General features: G+C 52.0%; 18 protein-coding genes. 13 read left to right on the forward strand and 5 right to left on the reverse strand.

Going from position 1 to position 21,587, the window contains the following annotated elements:
• Positions 1-335 precede the first annotated feature (335 nt).
• The 9 genes from P6M73_RS00740 (at position 336) to P6M73_RS00780 (ending at position 8,519) form a co-directional block, all read left to right on the forward strand.
• Positions 336-1,283: an NYN domain-containing protein gene (locus P6M73_RS00740; protein WP_277854274.1), complete on the forward strand. Its 948-nt coding sequence runs from the start codon at positions 336-338 to the stop codon at positions 1,281-1,283.
• 248 nt (positions 1,284-1,531) lie between these two features.
• Positions 1,532-2,914, forward strand: coding sequence for an aminopeptidase (locus P6M73_RS00745; protein WP_277854275.1), 1,383 nt, complete (start codon positions 1,532-1,534; stop codon positions 2,912-2,914).
• On the forward strand, positions 2,915-3,607 hold the full coding sequence (locus P6M73_RS00750; RefSeq protein WP_277854276.1) for a GntR family transcriptional regulator: 693 nt from the start codon (positions 2,915-2,917) through the stop codon (positions 3,605-3,607).
• A gap of 18 nt (positions 3,608-3,625) precedes the next feature.
• Positions 3,626-4,588: an adenosylcobinamide-phosphate synthase CbiB gene (cbiB, locus tag P6M73_RS00755; RefSeq protein ID WP_277854277.1), complete on the forward strand. Its 963-nt coding sequence runs from the start codon at positions 3,626-3,628 to the stop codon at positions 4,586-4,588.
• Positions 4,576-5,694, forward strand: a complete 1,119-nt coding sequence (locus P6M73_RS00760) for a pyridoxal phosphate-dependent aminotransferase (protein ID WP_277854278.1) — start codon at positions 4,576-4,578, stop codon at positions 5,692-5,694. The genes cbiB and P6M73_RS00760 overlap by 13 nt, the downstream gene beginning before the upstream one ends.
• A gap of 5 nt (positions 5,695-5,699) precedes the next feature.
• On the forward strand, positions 5,700-6,050 hold the full coding sequence (locus P6M73_RS00765) for a hypothetical protein (RefSeq protein WP_277854279.1): 351 nt from the start codon (positions 5,700-5,702) through the stop codon (positions 6,048-6,050).
• A 159-nt stretch (positions 6,051-6,209) separates the two neighbouring features.
• The gene (locus P6M73_RS00770) at positions 6,210-6,866 is read left to right on the forward strand and encodes a 3'-5' exonuclease (RefSeq protein ID WP_277854280.1); all 657 of its coding nucleotides are present in this window, start codon (positions 6,210-6,212) and stop codon (positions 6,864-6,866) included.
• 105 nt (positions 6,867-6,971) lie between these two features.
• Positions 6,972-7,859 carry a fructose bisphosphate aldolase gene (locus P6M73_RS00775; RefSeq protein ID WP_277854281.1) on the forward strand — a complete coding sequence of 296 codons (888 nt, stop codon included), beginning with the start codon at positions 6,972-6,974 and terminating at the stop codon, positions 7,857-7,859.
• Between the two features lie 291 nt (positions 7,860-8,150).
• Entirely contained in the window at positions 8,151-8,519 is a 369-nt protein-coding gene (locus P6M73_RS00780) for a VOC family protein (protein ID WP_277854282.1), read from the forward strand.
• 3 nt (positions 8,520-8,522) lie between these two features.
• Here P6M73_RS00780 and P6M73_RS00785 read toward each other — a convergent pair whose 3' ends face one another.
• From P6M73_RS00785 to P6M73_RS00805, 5 genes are all read right to left on the reverse strand, one after another.
• Positions 8,523-9,452, reverse strand: coding sequence for an AEC family transporter (locus tag P6M73_RS00785; RefSeq protein ID WP_277854283.1), 930 nt, complete (start codon positions 9,450-9,452; stop codon positions 8,523-8,525).
• Entirely contained in the window at positions 9,433-10,791 is a 1,359-nt protein-coding gene (locus tag P6M73_RS00790) for a CCA tRNA nucleotidyltransferase (protein WP_277854284.1), read from the reverse strand. The genes P6M73_RS00785 and P6M73_RS00790 overlap by 20 nt, the downstream gene beginning before the upstream one ends.
• A 261-nt stretch (positions 10,792-11,052) precedes the next feature.
• Positions 11,053-11,898, reverse strand: coding sequence for a UPF0236 family transposase-like protein (locus P6M73_RS00795; protein ID WP_277854285.1), 846 nt, complete (start codon positions 11,896-11,898; stop codon positions 11,053-11,055).
• A gap of 129 nt (positions 11,899-12,027) precedes the next feature.
• The gene (locus tag P6M73_RS00800; RefSeq protein WP_277853549.1) at positions 12,028-13,020 is read right to left on the reverse strand and encodes an IS5 family transposase; all 993 of its coding nucleotides are present in this window, start codon (positions 13,018-13,020) and stop codon (positions 12,028-12,030) included.
• Positions 13,021-13,094: 74 nt separating this feature from the next.
• A complete protein-coding gene (locus P6M73_RS00805) occupies positions 13,095-13,565 on the reverse strand; it encodes a UPF0236 family transposase-like protein (protein ID WP_347276307.1) in 471 nt (156 codons plus the stop codon).
• Positions 13,566-14,375: 810 nt separating this feature from the next.
• On the opposite strand from P6M73_RS00805, the gene P6M73_RS16885 reads away from it, so the two are divergent.
• The 4 genes from P6M73_RS16885 to P6M73_RS00820 all read left to right on the forward strand — a co-directional run bounded on the left by P6M73_RS16885 (position 14,376) and on the right by P6M73_RS00820 (position 21,409).
• Positions 14,376-14,519 (forward strand): ATP-binding protein, encoded by a 144-nt coding sequence (locus P6M73_RS16885; protein WP_489666479.1) that lies wholly within the window; start codon positions 14,376-14,378, stop codon positions 14,517-14,519.
• Positions 14,520-14,973: 454 nt separating this feature from the next.
• Positions 14,974-15,387, forward strand: coding sequence for a hypothetical protein (locus P6M73_RS00810; RefSeq protein WP_277854287.1), 414 nt, complete (start codon positions 14,974-14,976; stop codon positions 15,385-15,387).
• A 737-nt stretch (positions 15,388-16,124) separates the two neighbouring features.
• Positions 16,125-19,667: a Cna B-type domain-containing protein gene (locus P6M73_RS00815; RefSeq protein WP_277854288.1), complete on the forward strand. Its 3,543-nt coding sequence runs from the start codon at positions 16,125-16,127 to the stop codon at positions 19,665-19,667.
• A gap of 338 nt (positions 19,668-20,005) precedes the next feature.
• Entirely contained in the window at positions 20,006-21,409 is a 1,404-nt protein-coding gene (locus tag P6M73_RS00820) for an ISL3 family transposase (RefSeq protein WP_277853566.1), read from the forward strand.
• Positions 21,410-21,587: the final 178 nt, after the last annotated feature.

Below are 21,587 nucleotides of genomic sequence, written 5' to 3' on the forward strand. Positions count from 1 at the left end.
CCGGCTCATCGCGCCTGACCGGTGGCCTGATCCGATCCTCACCGATCCGGGGCATCCCCGGTGCCGGTCATCACCCAGATCCGATCCTCGTTGGTCCGGAGCTTCACCAGTCCGGAGCCTCACCGGGGCATGGCCTAAATGGCTACTATATATAGGAAGAAAGAAACAGCACGGATTCTCCGGCTGTTTTTTTCGTTGGAGGGCGGCGGATGGTATAATGAAACCAGAGAAGGATCAAAGGGATCTGTAACTTTCGTCGCCTGCCCTGAACCGTGTGACGGTCATCAGGCGAACGAAGGAAGAACTATCGGCTGCCCGCCTGAAAGGAAAACAACATGAGTGAAGAACTGACCTATGCCTTATTAATCGATGCCGAGAATATTTCCAGCAAGTACATTAAGATTATCCTGGATGAGCTGTCCAATGACGGCGTGGCGACCTACCGGAGGATCTACGGGGACTGGACCAATCCGGCCAATTCCGCCTGGAAGGATGTTCTACTGAATTACTCGGTCAACCCGGTTCAGCAGTACAGCTATACCCAGGGGAAAAATGCCTCGGACTCGGCCATGATCATTGACGCCATGGACATCCTGTATTCCGGGAATGTCGAGGGCTTCTGCCTGGTGTCCAGCGATTCGGATTTCACCCGGCTGGCCTCCCGGCTGAGAGAATCGGGCAAGCGGGTCATCGGCATGGGCGAATCCAAGACGCCCTCCGCCTTTATTTCTGCCTGCAACCAGTTCAAGTATCTGGATATCCTGTACGCCTCATCCTATGAGGAGAAAGAGAAGGAACCCCGGGAACTGGTCAAAGAAACCCCGGTAAAATCTGCCCGGCGCAAACCTCTGGTCAAGGCAGTCAAACCCCCGGTAAATAATGGATCGAAATTCCCGGATGCGGAAAAGATCCTGCCCGTTCTGCTGGAACCGGTGAAGCCAGAACCGCTCAAACCGGAAGCCTCCAAATCCGTATCGGTTAAGGCGGAACCAGTCAGAGCTGAGCAGACCCGCCCCGAACCTCAGACCAAACTCAGCACGATCCGCCGGTCGCTGCGTTCAATCATCAGCGAGGGCTCCAACGAGGAGGGCTGGATTTCCCTGTCCAAGATCGGAAATCAGCTGGCCAAGCGGTTCCCGGATTTTGATGTCAGAAACTACGGCTACAGCAAGCTCAATCAGTTTATTGAGTCGCTGGGGGATTTCGATATGGATGTCATCACGCCGGGCAAGGACAGCAAGGTTCAGCATATCTACTTTCGCAATAAACTGAAGCAGAAATAAGGCCTGGAGCCGATTTCCAATATTCGATCCGGGATTTTCTCAAAGCCCCGGGCGACCAGGATCGACTCGTCCGGGCCCGTCCAGTACAAAACGGTATTCTGTGACTATGCACAGAGCCGTTTTTTTTATGTATAATGAAGTTTGGGAAAACCATACCAATCATGACGCGGCAGTTTGAACTTCGCCGCTGCAACATAAGATGATCGCCGAAGCGGCACAAGAAATCTATCCATACAAGGAGATGCAATATGTTGGAAAGAGAATTTACACTGGTCTGGGATCGCTACACTGAGGGACAGCTCAAGGAATGCGACAGCTTTGCCAAGGGCTACATCGACTTTTTAAGCGATGCCAAAACGGAGCGGGAATTCGTCCGTGATTCCGTCGCGGCCGCCGAAGCCAAGGGCTTCCGGAACGTGGCCACCTTCGAGAGCCTCAAAGCGGGGGACAAGGTTTACGCGATCAACCGCGACCGCAACATCTTCCTGTTTGTCATCGGTCAGAAACCCATGGCGGAAGGAATGAACCTGCTGGGAGCGCACATCGACTCCCCGCGGCTGGATATCAAACAGAATCCGCTGTACGAGGACAACAACCTGTGCCTGATGGAGACCCATTACTACGGCGGCGTCAAGAAATACCAGTGGGTCGCTCTGCCGATGGCACTGCACGGAGTGATCTTCAAGGAGGACGGCACCCGGGTGGATGTAGCCATTGGCGAAGATCCGTCGGATCCGGTCATCGGAATCTCCGACCTGCTGATCCACCTGTCCAGAGAACAGATGGAACAGACCCTGGCCAAGGGTGTCAAGGGCGAGGACCTCAATGTTCTGATCGGTTCCAGACCGGCCGGCAAGAAAGATGACAAGGACCGCGCCAAGAAGTACATCCTGGAGCTGCTCCACGAGAAATACGGCATTGTGGAGGAAGACTTCGTCTCCGCCGAACTCCAGATCGTACCGGCCGGACGGGCCCGCGACTACGGCCTGGACCGCTCCATGGTCATGGGCTACGGCCACGATGACCGCGTCTGCGCCTACACCTCCATGCTGGCTCTGTTCGATGTGGAGAACCCGGAGCGCACCACCGGCTGCATTCTGGTGGACAAAGAGGAAGTGGGCAGCCAGGGCGCGACCGGCATGCATTCCGACTTCTTCCGTCACCTGGTGGCTGATCTGATGGAACTCAAGGGAGAAGGCTCGGCCCGCGAACTGCGCCAGGTCATCCTGAACTCCAAAATGCTGTCCTCCGATGTTTCGGCAGCCTTTGACCCGAACTACCCGTCCGTCAATGAGCCGAAGAACACCGCCTACTTCAACCGCGGCATCGTGTTCAACAAGTACACCGGTTCCGGCGGAAAGGGCGGCTGCAATGATGCCGATCCGGAATTCATCGCCCAGATCCGCGGCATCATGAACAAGAACGAGATCGCCTGGCAGACAGCCGAACTGGGCAAAGTCGACCAGGGCGGCGGCGGAACCATTGCCTACATCATGGGCAACATGGGCATGACCGTCATTGACGCCGGCGTTGCGGTTCAGAACATGCATGCGCCGTGGGAAGTCATTTCCAAGGGCGATCTGTATGAGACCTACCGTGCTTACAAAGTATTCCTGAGGGAGATGGCATAAATGACTGAACAGCCTGCTTACCGGCTGATCTACGAATCGATTCTCAAACAGCTCGAAGGGGGCCGCTATCCGGAAGGGGCGGCCATTCCTTCCGAAAATGAGCTGGCTGAAAAATTTGGCGTATCCCGGATGACGGCGCGCAAGGCAGTGGACCTGCTCGTTGCCGAAGGATTCCTGTTCCGCCACAAGGGTCGGGGCACTTTCCCCACGGGCCGCCGGGAATCCCTGCGGGAAGAGCTGTCCCTGTCCGCCCGCCTGCTGGGGCAGGGCCGGCGGGTTTATACCGAGGTCCTTGCCTTCAAGACGACGGTGGAGACCGACCGGTTCAACGATCAGCTGGAGGAGGCGGTGACCTGCTGGCGGATTGACCGGCTGCGTTATGTGGAAGACCGGCCCGCTCTGTTTGAGCGGGTCTGGATTCCGGTGGCCCAGGCCGAGGCGCTGACTGCGGAAGACGCACGCGGATCCCTGGTGGATTTGCTGGCGCGCACCGGACCCATCGAACTGCTGTCCCTGGAAGTCCGGGCAGAACGGTTCCGGAAGAAAGCGGCCAGGGCGCTGGGACAAAAGCCGGATCAGCCCGGACTCCTGGTCCGGGGCTGCCTGACCCGTCCGGATAAGACCGTCTGTCTGTGGTCCGAGGGCTGGCAGGATCCCATTGCCCTGCCCCTGTACCTGCGGCTGTGCCGCTAACGGAAGGAGGAGACCAACTTGCTTGAAAACAGTCTGGCCCTGCTGGCCGCTCTGCTGCTTGACCGGATCCTGGGAGATCCCCTGTGGCTGCCTCATCCGGTGGTGGGGTTCGGCCGGCTCATCCGGATTCTTGAAAAGAAACTGCGCCAGCCTCAGACCGAACCCCGCCGGCAGCTGCTCGGCGGGGTCTGCCTGCTGCTCTGCCTGTGCGCCGCGGCGCTCCTGCCGACTCTGCTCCTGGTGCAGCTCACCCGCGGCAGTCTCCGGTTTGCGGTCTCGGTGGTGATCTTCTGGCTGTGCCTGTCCATGGAAACCATGAAACGCGAAGCCCTGAGCGTACTGGATCAGGTGGAGCACGGCACCCTGGCACAGGCCAGGCGCCAGGTCGGGCGCATCGTGGGCCGGGATCCGGAATCCCTGGACCGGCCGGGCATCATTCGGGCGTGCATCGAATCCGTGGCTGAGAGTACCTCGGATGGCATCATCGCGCCTATGTTCTACGGCGCAATCTTCGGTCCCGCCGGAGCCATGGTCTACAAAGCCGTCAACACCCTGGATTCCATGGTCGGATACCGCAATGACCGGTATCTCTACTTTGGCCGGGCCTCCGCCCGGGCGGATGACGTCCTCAACTTCCTGCCGTCCCGGATCACCGGACTGCTGGGGGCTCTTTTGGCTCCCGTTGCCGGCGGAACCATTGCGTCTGCCCTGGGCGTCTACTTTCGCGATCATTCAAAGCATGCCAGCCCCAATTCTGGCCACCCCGAGGCGGCCTTTGCCGGCGCCCTCGGCATTGAGCTGGCCGGTCCGGCCGCCTATGAGGGCAAGACCGAACCAAAGCCCTATATCAACCGGGGAGGCCGGCCGGCTCAGGCCGCCGACATCCGCCGGTCCGTCCGCCTGATGCAGGCGCTGGTCCTGGCCTTTGCAGCGATCCTGGTGCTGGCGGCCTGGATGGGAGGATTGCCATGGATTCATTAAACAAGACCCGCTCCGGTCATGGCGGCGACATCTATTCGGATCCCAGCCGCACTTACCTGGATTTGTCCGCCAACATCAATCCCCATCCGCTGCCGCCGCGAGTGTATGAGGAACTGCCGCGCCTGCTGGAACAGGCCCGGGCCTATCCGGACATCGAGTACCGCGCTCTGCGCCGGGATCTGGCAGCCTACGCTTCGCGCCTGGCCAGGGTCAGCATCCCGCCGGACTGGATCATTCCGGGCAACGGGGCCGTGGAGCTGCTGGATAAAGCCATTGCCGCCTTCCGTCACGGACTGGTGGTGCGGCCGGCTTTTTCCGAGTATGAGCTGTCCTTTCTCCGTCACGGCATTCCCTGCCAGACCCTGGACCGGACCCTGTCCGAAACCGGCATCCTTGGCCGGGAACTGACCCGTGCCATTCTCGACCGGCTGGAATCCGACCGGTCGCTGGACGGCCTGGTGCTGTGCAATCCCAACAATCCCGATGGCGCCCGCTGGGATCCATCGGCCTTCCGGGAGCTGGCCGGCAGCTGCCGGGAGCTGGGCGTGGCCATCCTGCTGGATGAGACCTTCGGGGAGTATCTGGCAGAGGACACCATGCTGCTGCCTCTGACCCTGGAATACGATAACCTGATGGTCGTCAAGGCGCTGACCAAGTTCTTCGGCCTGCCCGGCGTTCGCCTGGGCTATCTGATTGCCGCGGATGATGCCCGGCGCCGGCGCATCCAGCACCAGCTCACCACCTGGAATGTGGGAGCCTTTGCCCAGGGCATTGCCCACATCCTGCTGGAGGACGAAGACTTCAGCAGGCGCTCCCGGGAAGAAAATGGGGCGGCCCGGCAGGAACTCGCTGATCTTCTCCAGTCCGGCGGATATTTCCGGCGGATTTATCCCTCCGGCGCCAATTTCCTGCTGGTGGTTGATCCCGCCATGCCCCGTCTGATCCAGGCGCTCCGCCAGGAAGGCATTCTGATCCGGGATCTGTCGAATATGCCGGGTCTGGGACCGGGCTATGCGCGCATTGCCGTCAAGGAGGGAACCGCCGGGCAGCTGATCGCCGCCTTGGATAAACTAGGAGCCCGACATTCTGAACAACAGGAGGAATGACTGATATGAAACAGCTGACCCGCGGACAGCTGATGCTGAAAGGCGTCATGGTGAAAGGCGAACCCCATCTCCTCAAGGTCGGATCCGACCTCTATCGGGTTTCCGATGAACTGGCCGGCCGCATCCGCCGCAAGAATATTCTGCTGGGCCTCGAAACGGTGACCCTGACCCTGCTTTACCGCTTACGCCTGCGCCCGCTGGAAACCACTCCGTTTCAGGGGGCGGATCCCGCGTTCCTGAACGGCCTGGCCCTCACCGGCTTATTTCTGCTCAGCCTCATCGCGGCCTTTGCCCTCACCGGCTGGCTGGTGCTGCCCCGGGATCTGACCGGACACGCCCGGCGCGTCGATGCCTGAGTCACGCAGCGTTGAATCGAATCCCTCGATTTATTATCACTTTGTTAAAAGTCGGCTCCCAGGGGCCGGCTTTTGGAATTTACAGCCCAAACAGGATATACTGTAGTTGAACGGCCGGCTCATGAGGAAGTTTTTTCGCCTGTGAAAGGTGGTGCTATATTGGAAGACACAATCAGAAAAACCGTTCGGAAAGAAAATATCGTCTCGCACCCGTTTTTTGACACGTATGTCTGTCTGGATATTGAGACCACGTCCCGCCCCATGAACCGCATCATTGAAATCGGAGCGGTTCTGGTGGTAAAGGGCCGTAAGGAGCGGGTTTACACCCGGCTGGTGAATCCGGGCATCCGAATCCCCCGGGAGATCGTCCAGCTGACCGGCATCTCCGACAAGATGGTGTCGGGCCGGCGCAGCATCTGGCAGGTGCTGCCCGAACTCAAGCAGTTTGTGGGCGAGCGGATCATCGTCGGTCATGATCTCATCAACAATGATATGAAGAACCTGCTCCAGGTTGGTCAGGCCATGGGCATTTCCTTCGACAACCAGGTGTTTGATACGCTCCATTTCGCGCGGCGCTTCATGCCGGGCACCTGCGGACTGTCCCATCTGACCGAGATCCTGCAGATTCCCTGGGAAGGCCGGCACCGGGCCGCCAATGACGCCCAGGCCAATATGGAAGTCTTTGAAAAGCTCAAAATCCTTTACTATCTGATGGATCGGGAAGGCATTCGCCTGAATGAAAAGGAAATTGCCAAGGTGGCGCATAATACCGAAGCCTATCTGGGCGTCCAGGATAAATTCCGGTTCAGCTACTAAGATTTTTCCTGCCGGTGAAATTGGACTGCAGGGACGTTTGGAAAGCATGATATAATCTAAATATCGATTTGACATGAAAACAAGTGATAAAGGAGAGGTATAAGAATGAACGAAAACCAAGCAAAACGCATGAGAGAAGGCAAAGGTTTCATCGCCGCCCTGGATCAGTCCGGCGGATCAACCCCGAAAGCCCTTGCGCTTTATGGAATTTCCAAAGACAAATACTCCACCGAAGAGGAAATGTTTGACCTGGTCCACCAGATGCGGACCCGCATCATCAAGTCCCCGGCATTCAGCCAGGAACGCATCCTCGGAGCCATCCTGTTTGAACAGACCATGGATCGTGACATTGACGGCAAGAAAACCGCAGACTACCTCTGGGAGAATAAGGGCGTAGTTCCTTTCCTTAAGGTTGACAAGGGACTGGCCGACCAGGAAAACGGCGTTCAGCTCATGAAACCCATGCCGGAACTGGATGCACTGCTCGCCAGAGCCAATGAAAGACACATCTTTGGAACCAAGATGAGATCGGTCATCAAGGAACTCAACGAAGAAGGCGTCAAGGCCGTTGTGGCTCAGCAGTTCGAAGTCGGCAAGCAGATTCTGGCTGCCGGACTCATGCCCATCATCGAACCTGAGGTTGATATCCATTCCGAAAAGAAACCTGAAATCGAAGAACTCCTGAAAAAAGAGATCCTCGCAGAGCTCGACAAGCTGCCGGAAGGCCAGCAGATCATGCTCAAGCTCACCATCCCGACCCATGCCAATGCCTATGCCGAACTGATCAACCATCCGAAAGTCATGCGTGTAGTCGCTCTTTCCGGCGGCTATTCCAGAGAAGACTCCAACAAGATGCTGGCTGAAAACCACGGCCTCATCGCATCCTTCTCCAGAGCCCTTTCCGAAGGACTGTCCGCGGATCAGACGGATGATGAATTCAACGCAATGCTCCAGGAAGCAACCGACGCCATCTACGAGGCTTCCATTACATAAGCTGAACCAACAGCAAAAGGATCCGGGAAGCACGCCTTCCCGGATCCTTTGCATGAATTGCTTTTGATTCCGGTCCAATGCTCCGCAAAGGAACCTCCGGAGCTAAAATAACCTGAAACGTGAAACCATAGACCTTAGGTCCTAATCAATTAGCCTGAACCCCAGATTTTTCAACCGGAAAAATTTGTCCGGAGGCTGAATGATGCAATCGAATCTCTTTCGATGATTAACCGACCCGATGAGTACAGACGAATGGCGCAACGCTTTGATTGTGGCAAGGAGGAACTGACCATGGCACAGATTGAACTGGCAACCATCAATATTGACTGTCCGGATGCCCACGCGCTCAGTGAGTTTTATCTTAATCTGCTGGACTGGGTGCCGCACTGGGCGGATGACGACTTTGTGATTATCCGGAATCCGGCGGGGGGTGTCCGGCTGTCTTTTCAGACGGAACCGTGCTATGTTCCGCCGGTTTGGCCGGATGTGCCGGGGCAGCCTGGCAAATCCATTCACCTGGATTTTCTGGTGGATGACCTGGAAATGGCAGCAGCCCGTGCCGAGGCGGCAGGGGCTGTCAGAGCCAGCGTTCAGGAACTGGATGGGGTTGTGGTCATGTTTGATCCGGCCGGGCATCCATTCTGTCTGTTCCTGGACTAGGCGCTAGCGCTGCAAAAAGCTCAGATAGAAGGGCAGGACAAAGATGCAGAGGATGGTGGACAGGGCGGTCATGAAAGCGGTGTACTGCTTGTCCTTGCCATAGTAGCCGGCCAGAACGGACATCTGGGTCATGACCGGCAGAGCCGAGGCGATGACCAGGACTTCCACCAACAGGCCGGAGAAGCCGAACAGGGTCAGAATGCTGTAGGCCAGGAGCGGGGAGATGAGGAAACGGCCGGTCAGTATGAGCAGAGTGGGCTTGAGTCCGGGGAATTTTTTCAGTGACAGATCCGCGATGATGGATCCCATATAGAGGGTCGACAGCGGGGTCACCAGATCGCTCAGATATTTCAGGCTCCGCATGGCCGGAGCAGGCAGGCTGATGTGATACATCATCAGGCCAAGCCCCAGCAGGAAAGCCAGGAGGGCAGGGTTGAAAATCTTGCTCAGGGAAGACAGGGAGAGCAGTCCGCTGCCCTGTTCTCCGCCGACCAGCCAGGAACCGACGGTCCAGAACAGCAGGGTATTCATCAGGTAATACAGCATCAAGTAGGGGATGCCCTTTTCCCCGAAAATTCCGGTGATGACGGGCACGCCGATGAAGATGGTGTTGGAGAAGGCAAACATTCCGGTGAATACGCCCTGGTTCCTGTCGCTGATGGAGAAGAGGCGGGCGGTCACAAGACCGACCAGGACCGCGCCCAGGATGGCGAGGAAGGAAGCCAGAATGGCGGGATAATAGTCCTTCAGGAACTGCGTAGTAAACTGAGTGGAAGCATTGTACAGCATGAGTCCGGGAATCGCTGCCTTTTGCAGCAGGATGACGATGAAGTCCTCACTGCTTTTTTGCATGAGATGCCGCTTCTTCAGCACAAAGCCGAGTCCCATGATCAGAAACAGGGTGGTGATGGCGTCAATTCCGTTTTGGTTCATCTGTCTTCTCCTTCAGCTGCAGGGCTCGGTCAAGCAAGTATTGGGGGGTGTTCAGGTCTGGATTCGCCAGGACATCGTCCAGGAGTTCCTCCAGGATGCGCCCGATCTGAGGACCCCGGGGAATGCCCAGACTGAGCAGGTCGTTGCCTTTGATGGCCAGATCGGACAGATTCAGGGGTTCATGGTCCTCCAGAATCTGGCGCACCTTGGTGCGCATGGCATGGAAGCGGGGATCGATTCCGCCGCCGCCGGCTTTGCCAGAGTGGTCAGCCAGCTTGAATTCGAAGAACAGATCAATATCCTCGGGCCCGAAATCCCGGATCAGCCGCTTGAGTTTCAGCGGCTTTTTCATGTCCATGGACGTCATGTGCCGGCGGATTAAAAGCAAAGCTTGCTCCCTCGTTCTGTTGTCCACCTTCAGCCGGAGCATGATCTGACGGGCCAGGTCTTCCGAGAGCTGCTCATGCCCGTAAAAATGTCCCTTGCCCGACTCATCCATGGAGAAGGTCGGCGGCTTGCCTACGTCATGCAGCAGCGCGGCCAGGCGCAGCGGCAGGTAGGGCCGGGTATTGTCCAGCACCTGCATCGTATGGAAAAACACGTCCTTGTCATGGTAGGGGGAGAACTGCTGAAATCCGGCCATGGGCACAAGTTCCGGCAGAATGACGCTCAGGGCGCCCGAATACAGGAGCAGACCGATGCCCACGGACGGCCGTTCGGTTAACAGGATCCGTGACAGTTCCGCGTAGATGCGTTCCTGGGAGATATGCTCGAGCAGGCGGGACAGTTCTGTCATGGCCCGGAAGGTTTCCGCCTCAATGTTGAAGTTGAGCTGGGCGGCGAAGCGGATGCCGCGGATGATGCGCAGGGCATCCTCGTGGAAGCGTTCTGACGGGTTGCCGACGGCCCGGATCAGCCGCGCCTTCAGATCCTCCTGGCCGCCGAAGTGGTCCACCAGGTGACCGGAGGTGGGATCGAAGGCCATGGCGTTGATGGTGAAATCCCGCCGCTTGAGATCCTGGGCCAGCTCCCGCACGAACTGAACCGAAGCGGGGTGGCGCCGGTCCAGGTACTCTCCTTCGGTCCGGTAGGTCGTCACTTCGTAGGGGATCCGGTTTAAGACGACCGTGACGGTGCCGTGAGCCAGACCCGTGGGAATGGTATGGGAAAACAGGGACATCAGAACTTCGGGTTCTGCCGAGGTCGTGATGTCATAATCCGTTGTCTGGCCATTAAGCAGGGCGTTGCGGACCGAGCCGCCCACCAGGTAGGCTTCATGGCCGTTGGCCTGCAGGGTTTCGATAATTTTCAGGGAGCCCTGATCCAGTTTGATTTCCATCTTATTTCAAGGCAGGAATATCTCCGCGTCAGGCTTCGGGGCGATGTCGCGGGAGGATCTGCCGTTCCCTCCTTTCCGTTGAGGTCGTTGCATTCGACATCCAGCCAGGGCATCACTGCCCCGCTGCTCAAATGATTCTTCCTTGATTATACTCCATTGGATGGGATCAAAGGAAATCCGCATATCAGTGGGATAGTGTCAACTTACTTTCGGTTCAAAAACTGAATAAGCCTGCCGTGCGGATTCCAAGTAGCCCGGGTTTTACGATTTATACCACCCAAAATGAGGCGTTGCATAGCTGATTGAACCTTGTTTTACTGGGTAGACCCGGCTCTTCTTCACGATCCGTTTTTCCAGCCTCACAAGTCGGGCTTCCTTCTTCTTTTCTTTCTCTTTGGCAGCGAAGTAGCCCATGAGATCCCCGCCATTGAGGACGAAAACTCGCATGCGCGCTATATTCTCAGCGCCTACTGTGCTCCACCCCATCGGGCGTGAAGATAACCGTGAGGAAAGCACATGACTGACATGCCCTTCCGCACTGCAGCCCTGATAGCCCGACTTGGCCGCGTTCTGGATCGATTCCCAGTTGGACACAAGATAGGTTTGCATCTCGCCTAACTTCTTTTCCTGGGTCTTTTTAAGCGGCAATCCCGCCGCTGATTCGAAGAATGTGTTGATGTCCTCAAGGGAGTCCATGCTGATGGCGTCTTTGAGGTACCAGTAATATTCATCCTTTGTCCCTTTGTAGGAATCAATCGGCGTTGCCGCCTGGCGCAGGGCCTTTTCCAGGTGGAACTTATCCAGATAGAGCTTGCATCGAGGCAGAATCTGGGCACCCATCTTGATCCAGGTCGCCCCATCCCCTGATAAGGAGATTTCCTCGATCTTATCTACCTCATAAGCCGAGTTCAGGTAATCGAACACTTCGTACCACAGTTCATCCGAGTTGCCCTTGTAAAAGCCTGCAAATCGACGTACACCCATCAAGGCCTTGCGTCTCTTCCCGACACTCTGCTGCCCCTCATGGACGTAGATCAGCCGCATCTGCTGATTGGAACCGTCCTGCATAGCTACATGATCCTCATCGGCCTCAATATAGGGAAACACTGATTATTTGAGGTTAACGTTTCCCAGTTCGGTCATTATGTTGTTTTTTTGCTCATGGGTGCACAAAAATGCTGGATTTTAGTGCGATTTCAGCCCGTTTTGTGGGCTAACCCCCAATTTTGGGCGCACTTATCCCATGCAGAATTCTTTCGTTCGTTTTGCACGAATACAATTCAACAAATTGGCGCTGGCAAACAAGATGTTGAATCTATTCAAATTTTTGCTGATCCCCCGATAAACTACTTTGGCATAACCAAAGAACCGTTTGACGATCAAAAATGGGTGCTCCACTTTGCTTCGAATGGATGATTTGCGTTGTTCAATTGCCCGGTCCCACTGGATCCCGGGATAGTTCTTATTGGTCTTGATCTTGGAAGGGCGAACATTGCTGCGAAATTCAATAGTAGATAAGTGCGGATCCTCGGTGAATTCTTTTCTTGACTCGACTCCATTATAGCCGGAATCTCCGTAAGCTACTTCATCATCGGGACGAATCAGTTTGTGTGTCTCGTTTATGTCATGGACATTGGCCGCAGTCCCTGTGACTGTATGGACATACCCACTGCCGGCGCAAACTCCGGTATGAACCTTCATCCCAAAGTACCACTGATTGCCTTTCTTTGTCTGGTGCATCTCAGGGTCTCGTTCTCCCGTCTGGTTCTTGGTAGAACTGGGGGCTGCAATAATGGTGGCATCCACGATGGTGCCGCCATGCATCATTAGTCCGGCAGATTCCAAGCGTCTGGTGACATCATGAAAAATCTTCTCCCCCAAGAGATGGCTTTCCATTAAATGGCGAAAGTGAAGAAGCGTGGTTGCGTCAGGCACTTGCTGCGAGATGAAGTCCAGCCGCATGAATTTGCGCATGGCATAACTGTCATAGATGGCGTCTTCCATTGCAACATCGGAGAGGTTAAACCAATTTTGCATCAGGTACATCCGAAGCATTGTTTCAATTTCGATGGGCTTTCTGCCGCGTTTTCCCTGAGGATAGTAGGGGCGAATCATCTCGACCCAATCTTTCCAGGGAATGATAGTTTCCATAGAATCAAGAAACTCTTCTCTCTTTGTAGTCTTGCGGCGATGTGCGTATTCAAAATCACTGAAAGTCTGCTGCTTCATAAGAAAAACCTCGCTGGTAACGTAATACTTAAATTATATCGTGAGAGCGTTCCTCAGAGTTACAGAAAACAGAATTAATCAGCGTTTCCATAGATCCGAGATACCACTTTTTTCTGAGGCAGGGGTCCCTCAGAAGACTCAATGTTCCCCAGTCGATGGACCAGATTCATTACCGTAGTGCGGCTGGTAATTCCGCTACTTGCATAGCGCTCCACCGTCCCCTGGTAAGAAATATCTTTAGCACTGGAGAGAAGACACGAGGCTAGTTCCCGGCTGATTCTCTGATGGGGCTCAAGGCCCAGAAGACGATCCACCAGACACACATGGTGATTAGTCTTTTTATCCCGAAAGTACGTCCGGTCAAAGACCACAGGTCCGGCTGTAGTAGCGATGGTTTTTGTTTGATTACGCCGTTCGATGGAGTAATCCTTTTTCCGTAACTGTGAGTTCCTCAGGCGCTCATCGAGTACCTGAACATAATCCTGGATCTGCTCACGGGCAATCCGATCCGTCAGCTCGTGAGTCTCCTGTACCACTTGATCCATGGTGAGAGTACCGCTTGCCATTCTTGAATCAAAACCTTGTCTGAGAGAGGTGAACATTGAGTTGAAATCTGTTAAGATAGGCATGAGAATAAGTCCTTTCGTGTAGTTTGTTTTTGGTTGTTACTAACATTCTAGCACTTGGGCTTATTCTCTTTCATTTTCGACCTACAGTAACTTTACACTAACTATCAGTGGACTGCTTGGTTCTGAAATTCAGGCAGCAGATGCTAAAAGCGGGTTTCGGATTCAGGTCTTTTAGCAGGCTGCCTCCCTGATTTATTCTCTTGAATCAATCTCAGGCGCAGCGGCGGGTCGGATAACTCATGCATCCTCTCGTCTGTGACACTTAATTGAGTGAAAAATCTTTGCAGAGTGACTTTATGAGACATTCTGCAGAGATTTTTTGGGGTTTTCTGCGTAATTTCTTGCCTTCAGGCCTTTCCTAAAATATTTCTCTCCATATTTGAGCTGATTCTCTCCTGATCTGTGTGAAAACCAGTGATCTCATGGAGTTGGTCTGTCAGATCTGTTCTGGTATAAGCAGGAATGTATACCGTGTTTACCAGTTTTTGAAAGTTCATTCCTCCACATTCGATCGTTTTCGATTCACCTTAAAGGGGAATTGATGAGCTTCTCGGCTCGTAAGACCTGCTGGTCACGAATGCTCTTTTGGTAGTGCTTGGATTTAGGGGAATAGGTCACGACCAAAGGCTGATCCAAGTCATTTTCCATGATCCAGCGCTCCTTGAAGTAGATTCGATTGTTTTTGGGGCTGCCCAGCGTCGGCAGGACCCACCTTGCGACCTGGGGGTGATTGATGAGGTGGAATTTTTGTCCGTCACCAATGCAGAGGCTGACCTAGTTTTCCGATTTGTCAGTTCTCTGTATGAGAAGACTTCCCTGGTGATCAACTCAAACAAGGTGTTTAATGAATGGGTGTTGTTCGCCAATTAATTGGATGGCGCAGTCTTCATTTTAAAGGATGCTGAATCTCGTCTACTTCAGGTTTGTCTTCAGAATATTTGATGTTGAATCGTCCAGATGTTTGATGGACTTTTTTTATTGTATTGGGCCGCATTCAGGGCCATGGACAATACACCAATCCGATTGACAGCAAACGAGGCAAATGCCCTGGATTATTCTGACAGGATGTAGCATCCTTCGACGGAGCCCACCGGTCAAGGTTAGGCCCGATCGGGGTAACAACCCTGACCGAAGGGAATCGTCGAGGGGAAGGACACCATTCAGAATGAAACTCCATTTATGTTTATTTAAGTTAAAAAGTATTTCACTTTAAGTTGCAATTCGGACAATTCGGAGTTCTGGCGGAATTCATACGTTGAACTTGACCGGTTGCGAAAATAATGTTAATATTAAGAAAATTATTTCTTATAGGAGATTTTTTACTATGAAACGTCGAAATTTGATTTTCACATGTGCATTATTTGCAGGAATATTAACATCTAAAGCTGCCTTCTCGGGTAGTATTGATTTTAATTCCGGTCTTCCATGGTGGTCAAACTGGGGAACGGTAGTTGACTGGAAATCAAAAGATACAACCACTAATGGCAGCTACTTGACTTTTAATACTGCTACTTCTTCAAGTGATCTCCTAAGTATAAAAACAAATATTTTATTTAAGAATTCAGGCCAAACCGTCCAATTTTCTCCTTCAGTAAATTTGTCAACGAATACCTCCACTGCGCATTGGCTTGGGGCTTTCACTGAGTTGGATGCCGTAGTTGGTGACAAAGTTCAACTACAAATCAAATCTCCGATATGGAACGGTGAGCGAACAGCAGGGACTTGGAATTACAGATAAGCGGTATTTATCATAATGTTATTTCTTAAATGGGAATTTTTAAAAAATAAGAGTATGATGCGTGGGATTTTTTTTATCTCTATCATTTTTATATTTTTTACTCTGATTATATATCAAGGAGTTATGCAAACAGTATTGGAATACTCCCGAGCAAACCTTTTAATTGATAATCATGCGGTAAACAATATGTATTATTATATTGGCTCAGTTCCATTTGCCAGAACTCCATCTTCTGTAAGTGTATTCACTGAGAATTTCACCTTTGTTTTTTTACTTCCTTCAATAATAGGGGGTCAATCACAAAAACTGTGGGATTTTCCCAAGTTGACATGGAGCCTCTGTCGGCGTGGTTCCGCCAGCCTTGCCGCTAGGCTGCATAAATGCTGGGCTAGTCGGCCAGTCAGGCTACCACGTCGACCTCTCCGTGTAAACAGGGAAAATCATAATCCCACATAAAAAGTGATTGAGCCAGTAAAATTGCGGATACTCCTATAATACTTATTATGACAAATTGAGAATTTAACATTTTGTTAAAAATGAAGGTGTTAAGATTGAACGAATAAAATTAATAATTAGACTAAAATAGTTAACGAGTTTCATGGTTAATCACAACTATTAAAATAGTATAATCAAATTAAGCAATTAACTTTCTCTCATACTGCTGTCGGACCCACCCAATCAGAGGTTCTGATTTTGCCATCACTAACGGATAAATATTGAATAAAAGGAGAAAACTTATGAAAAAGATGTCTCGCAAAGGGTTTCTTTCTCTGGTTCTTCTTTTCGCTTTTCTTCTCACAAACTTTTCTCCAGTCTTTGCAGAGGTAAATGATGTTCAAACTGCCCCGGAAACCGAGATTACGGAAACGATCTCGTCCGACGCAGCAACAGAAGTGCCTGCAGAAGAAAAAGAAGAGCCGGCCAGTACTGAAGCAGAGCCTTCAGCACCAGTAGAAGAAATTGCCGAAGAGAGTAATGAGGCAACCGTGTCCGAACCAGAAGAAGAAAAAGAACCTGTTTCTGAACCGGAAAGTGCTCTGGAACACCAAGATGTCCCTGCAATCGCAGAACCGCTGTCGCCCGCTGAACCAAAACCGGTTAAGGAGCCTGAAATCGTGGAAGTCCCCGAAGTTGAAGCTCCTGAAGCAACTGCACCAGATATTCCTGTAACTTCAGAGCCTGAAGCTCCGGTCGTGCCGGAGAAAGGCGAAGAGAAGGATCCACTGCCAGTCGTGCAGCCTGCAGTAGTTGCTCCACAATTAGTCACCGTTGAACCGACGGCCGTTACACCAGGAGGCAACCCCAATCCAGGTTATTACACGACGGATATTTCGTACATTGCATTGTGTGCTTACTTCGGAAATCAGTCCACCAACAATCACACAGAACCGGAACGGCTGTGGGTCCAGGGGGGCAGAGTATTCGTAGCAGTTAAGTCTACACACCTTTTGGATAATATACAGGTCAATGGCATTGATGGAAGACTGGAAGAGTTCTATCTACCTTGGATTAAAGTACATGTAGATCGACATGAACTGGATCTGACCGGATTAAACGGCAACATCAAGGGCAGCCACTGGACCATTTATTCCTGGCCCATCAGTACATTCAACATCGGATCACCTAATATGATGTATGTTGACGGAATCGGCGGCTGCCATGATGTTACTGATACCATCGAAGTGACAATTCCTGAGACGAAGCTGATGATCACCAAGCAGTGGCTGGGAATCAATCCTCCGGCCGGAACAAAAGTGACCTTCAACATCTATGGTATGCCGGCAAACTATAAACTGAAAGAAGCCTCAATCACCTATCCCGATCTTTCAGTGACAGTTGATGTCCCGGTATCGACCAATACAGGACAGATGTACAATCATTACAAGATTACTGAGAATGGAATTACCGGATACGAATCCAATGCTCCGGTGAACTCAGTTCAGACGGATGAGAAGGTGACAACCACAACATGCGGCATTACCAGGGAATTCTTCAAGCATGCTGCGACAGTGGTTAACACTCCTTCACCCATTGATGTATCCGTTGAGAAAAAATGGGTCAATGGCGACAGCCTTTGGGCAGAAATTACTGTTCAGCTGACCCGGCACCTCGATGGCGAACCATCGGAAAATGTTGGCTTACCGGAACTTCTGAATGCCGGAAATTCCTGGAAGCACACATGGAACGGTCGGGAACGAGTAAATGAATTCGGGGAAACCTGGATTTATGAGGTGAAAGAAAGCAGCATTCCGGAGTTCTTTACACCAGATACAAAGCATTCTGTCGATGGATCCGGAAATTACTCGTTTACCATTACGAATACTTTTACATCTCCCAAGGGAGACGTGATCGGCAGCAAAACCTGGATCAATGGAGATCCGGAGGACTGGTCGGCAGTAACCCTTGATCTGTATCGCAAGGTGGGTATGGGAGATGAAGAGAAGGTAGTAGCTACTCCGGTGGTTGTACCGGACGGCATGAACAAGTGGGTTTATACCTGGAAGGATCTGCCGCTCAGGAATGAAAAAGGTGAAGTTTACACCTATTTCGTGAAAGAGCCGACAGTACCTGACAATTATATTTCAACTGCCAGAGGACTCCATGTAACCAATGAGTTCGATGTAGGAAAGAAAGACATCCCGTTTGAAAAGATCTGGGACGGCGGACCGAGTCCGAGACCGGACATCACGATTCGCCTGTGGGCAGATGGACAGGAAGTTGATCACATGGTTCTTGAGGACGGTACAGTAGCCGATTCGTTCAAGGACAAGCCGATCTACAATTCGGATGGATCAACCATCGTTTATACGATTTCGGAAGATCCGGTTCCTGGCTACCTCAGCTCAGTCGACGGCTTCACCGTGACGAACGACTTTGATGAAGGCAAGAAAGACATTCCGTTTGAAAAGATCTGGGATGGCGGACCAAGTCCGAGACCGGACATCACGATTCGCCTGTGGGCAGATGGACAGGAAGTCGACCACATGGTTCTCGAGGACGGTACAGTAGCTGATTCCTTCAAGGATAAGCCGATCTACAATTCGGATGGATCAACCATCGTTTATACGATTTCGGAAGATCCGGTTCCTGGTTACCTCAGTTCAGTCGACGACTTCACCGTGACGAACGACTTTGATGAAGGCAAGAAGGATATTCCGTTTGAAAAAATCTGGGATGGCGGACCAAGTCCGAGACCGGACATCACCATTCGCCTGTGGGCAGATGGACAGGAAGTTGATCACATAGTTCTTGAGGACGGGACAGTAGCTGATTCCTTTAAGGACAAGCCGATCTACAATTCGGATGGATCAACCATCGTTTATACGATTTCGGAAGATCCGGTTCCTGGTTACCTCAGTTCAGTCGACGGCTTCACCGTGACGAACGACTTTGATGAAGGCAAGAAGGACATCCCGTTCAGCAAGATCTGGGACGACGGCCCAACCCCGAGACCGGATATCACAATCCGGCTGTGGGCTGATGGCATCGAAGTAGCCCATAAGGTACTATCTGACGGCATGCTTTCTGATTCCTTTAAGGATGTACCAATTTACAACTCCGACGGCTCAACGATCGTCTATACGATCTCCGAGGATCCGGTACCTGGATACATCACCTCCATTGATGGCTTCGTTGTAACCAACGATTTTGATGAAGGTCTCCAGGATATCCCGATCATCAAGGTTTGGGTCGGTGGACCGACAATTAAACCGTCAATCACGATTCATCTTCTCGCAGATGGTGAAATGGTCAGAGAAGTTACCTTGAATAACGGAACAACTGAGTATACCTTCGAAGATCTTCCCATCTATCGTTCGAACGGAACGATGATCGAGTACACGCTCCACGAAGTCGACGCAGAGGGATACACCAGCTTCATCAGAGGAATGACCATAACCAATACTTTCGTCCTTGGACAGAGAGATATAGTGGTTACCAAGATTTGGCAGGGTGGACCTGAAGTGAAGCCTGACATTACCATCTACCTGTGGGCAGATGGAGTTAAAGTTAGAGAGGCTGTACTGAAGAACGGCACAACATCCTACCGATTTGAGGATGTGCCAATCTTCACGATGGAAGGCAAAGAAATTGTCTACACCGTTTCAGAAGCTCCGGTCAAGGATTACAAGACAACCATCCGAGAGATGGTGATTACAAATACCTGGACAGGCGAGCTGCCAAATACCGGAACAACTGCCTCCGCACTCCCCATCCTGGGAGCTGCATTTGCACTTGGTGGACTGGCGCTGACCTTTGGGAAAAAGATGAGACGTAAATAAGTTCAATCATCTGAGGACCGGAAACGGTCCTCTTTTTTTGGGATTTTTAGAAATGAGTACGAAGGTTGGAGAATGCTGTACAAGTTATCGGAATATATATTCTGTAAATTAAAATTCTGCCGCTTTTGTTTTATAATTGCCGAATCAAAGACCAAGAGCAATGTAAGTGAATAATCCATTCAAGTGCAAAGAAAAAGGGTCAATCACAAATTCTGTGGGATTGACCGACTAGATCCATTCCCCAAACCGGCATAACATTTGATAATAGAACGAGCCCCGCGCTATGATGGAAATGCATCTGGACGGATGTACAAATCCAAGCACAGCGGAGGCTCTGAATGAATTATACACAGGATGAACAAGCTAATACAATCACTGATTCCCAAAATTATCTGCACATCCCTTCGTCTCTTATTGGGTTTACTAATACGCATAGTTCACAGCATACTGCCGTTTCCGGTAAAAGTGTGATTCAGTTTCATGGAGTCCTCAAGCTAGATGACACCGATCGCGCCTGCCCCAACTGCGGGGGCTTCATGCACATTAACAATACGTCCTCATGTAGTCTTTGGCACCTGAACTTCGGGCACACTTATACTTCCCTGGAATTCGACAAGAATCAATTACTGTGCCCAACCTGCGGGATCACCAGAGTCCAGCAGGTGCCCTTTCAGGCACAAGGTCATCGGATCTCGCAACCACTTTTGCAATACACTAGGGATCTTCTCGCCATCGGAACCTACAACCTCAAGCAAGTCGCTGAGATTACTGGTCTTGGCAAGAACACAGTCAAAGCGATCGACTTGAAACGCCTGGAGGAAATGTACACCCTGGACGGCAAGCTCACCAAGCCCCAGAGGCAGGCAAAGTACCTCAGTATCGACGAATTCAAGCTTCACCGAGGCCACCAGTACGCCACCCACATCATCGACATAGAGACTGGCCATATCCTCTGGATCGCCCATGGCAAGCGCAAGCAGGTCGTCTATGACTTCATTGAGCACGTCGGTCTCGAGTGGATGGACGGTGTTGAAGCAGTCGCCTCGGACATGAACTCAGACTTCCAAGAAGCCTTTGAGGAAAAGTGCCCCCACATCCAGCCGGTCTTCGACCATTTCCACATCATCAAGAATTTCAATGACAAAGTGGTCGCTGAAGTGCGCAAAGACGAACAGAGGCGTCTTCAGGCGGTGGGTGAGTACAAAGCTGCTGAGTCCCTCAAGAGGACCCGCTATATCCTGATGTCTTCTCGGGAGACGCTGCAGCGCAAAGACCGGGAGGCCGCGGAGGGCAAACCCTTGTCCAAGGGCGGTACGCTCTTCCAAAGGGCAGAGATCACGCGTCGTCCTGGCAGTGAGGAGAAGTACGACCAGCTCATCCAGGAGAACCAGCTTCTGTTCACAGTTGACCTCGTCAAAGAGATGCTCTCGGAGGCGTACAAGGCCGCCAGTGAGCCGGAAATGGCTAGTCTGATCACGGAGGTCATGGAAGTATGCTATGCCTCGGAGAATGAGCACCTGCAGTGGTTTGGGCGCCTGATGGACAGACATTTTGAAGGGATTATAGCTTATGCGACCTACCGTATTTCGAATGGTCAAATCGAGGGGATCAACAACAAGATTAAGACATTACGTCGACAAGGGTATGGCTATCCAGATGATGAATACTTCTTCCTCAAGTTATTCGATATGAGTCGTAAAACGTACGTAAGGAATCCACCATCCCACAGAATTTATGATTGAGCCCTTTTTCTTGGGCAATTGATAATTAGTTTACTGCCTTTTTATTTTCTGTTGAATTTAATAGCTGGGTTTGTAAAGGGAAATGAGATATATTTGTACATAACTATAGTTACTGGTGTATGTTTGATATTGAGTAAACTTAATATAACTTCATTTCTTCCCGGTGTATCTCAATATA

Origin of the sequence: Anaerococcoides asporogena (assembly GCF_029590275.1) — a bacterium.
Classification (GTDB): Bacteria; Bacillota; Clostridia; order Clostridiales; family Clostridiaceae; genus JG1575.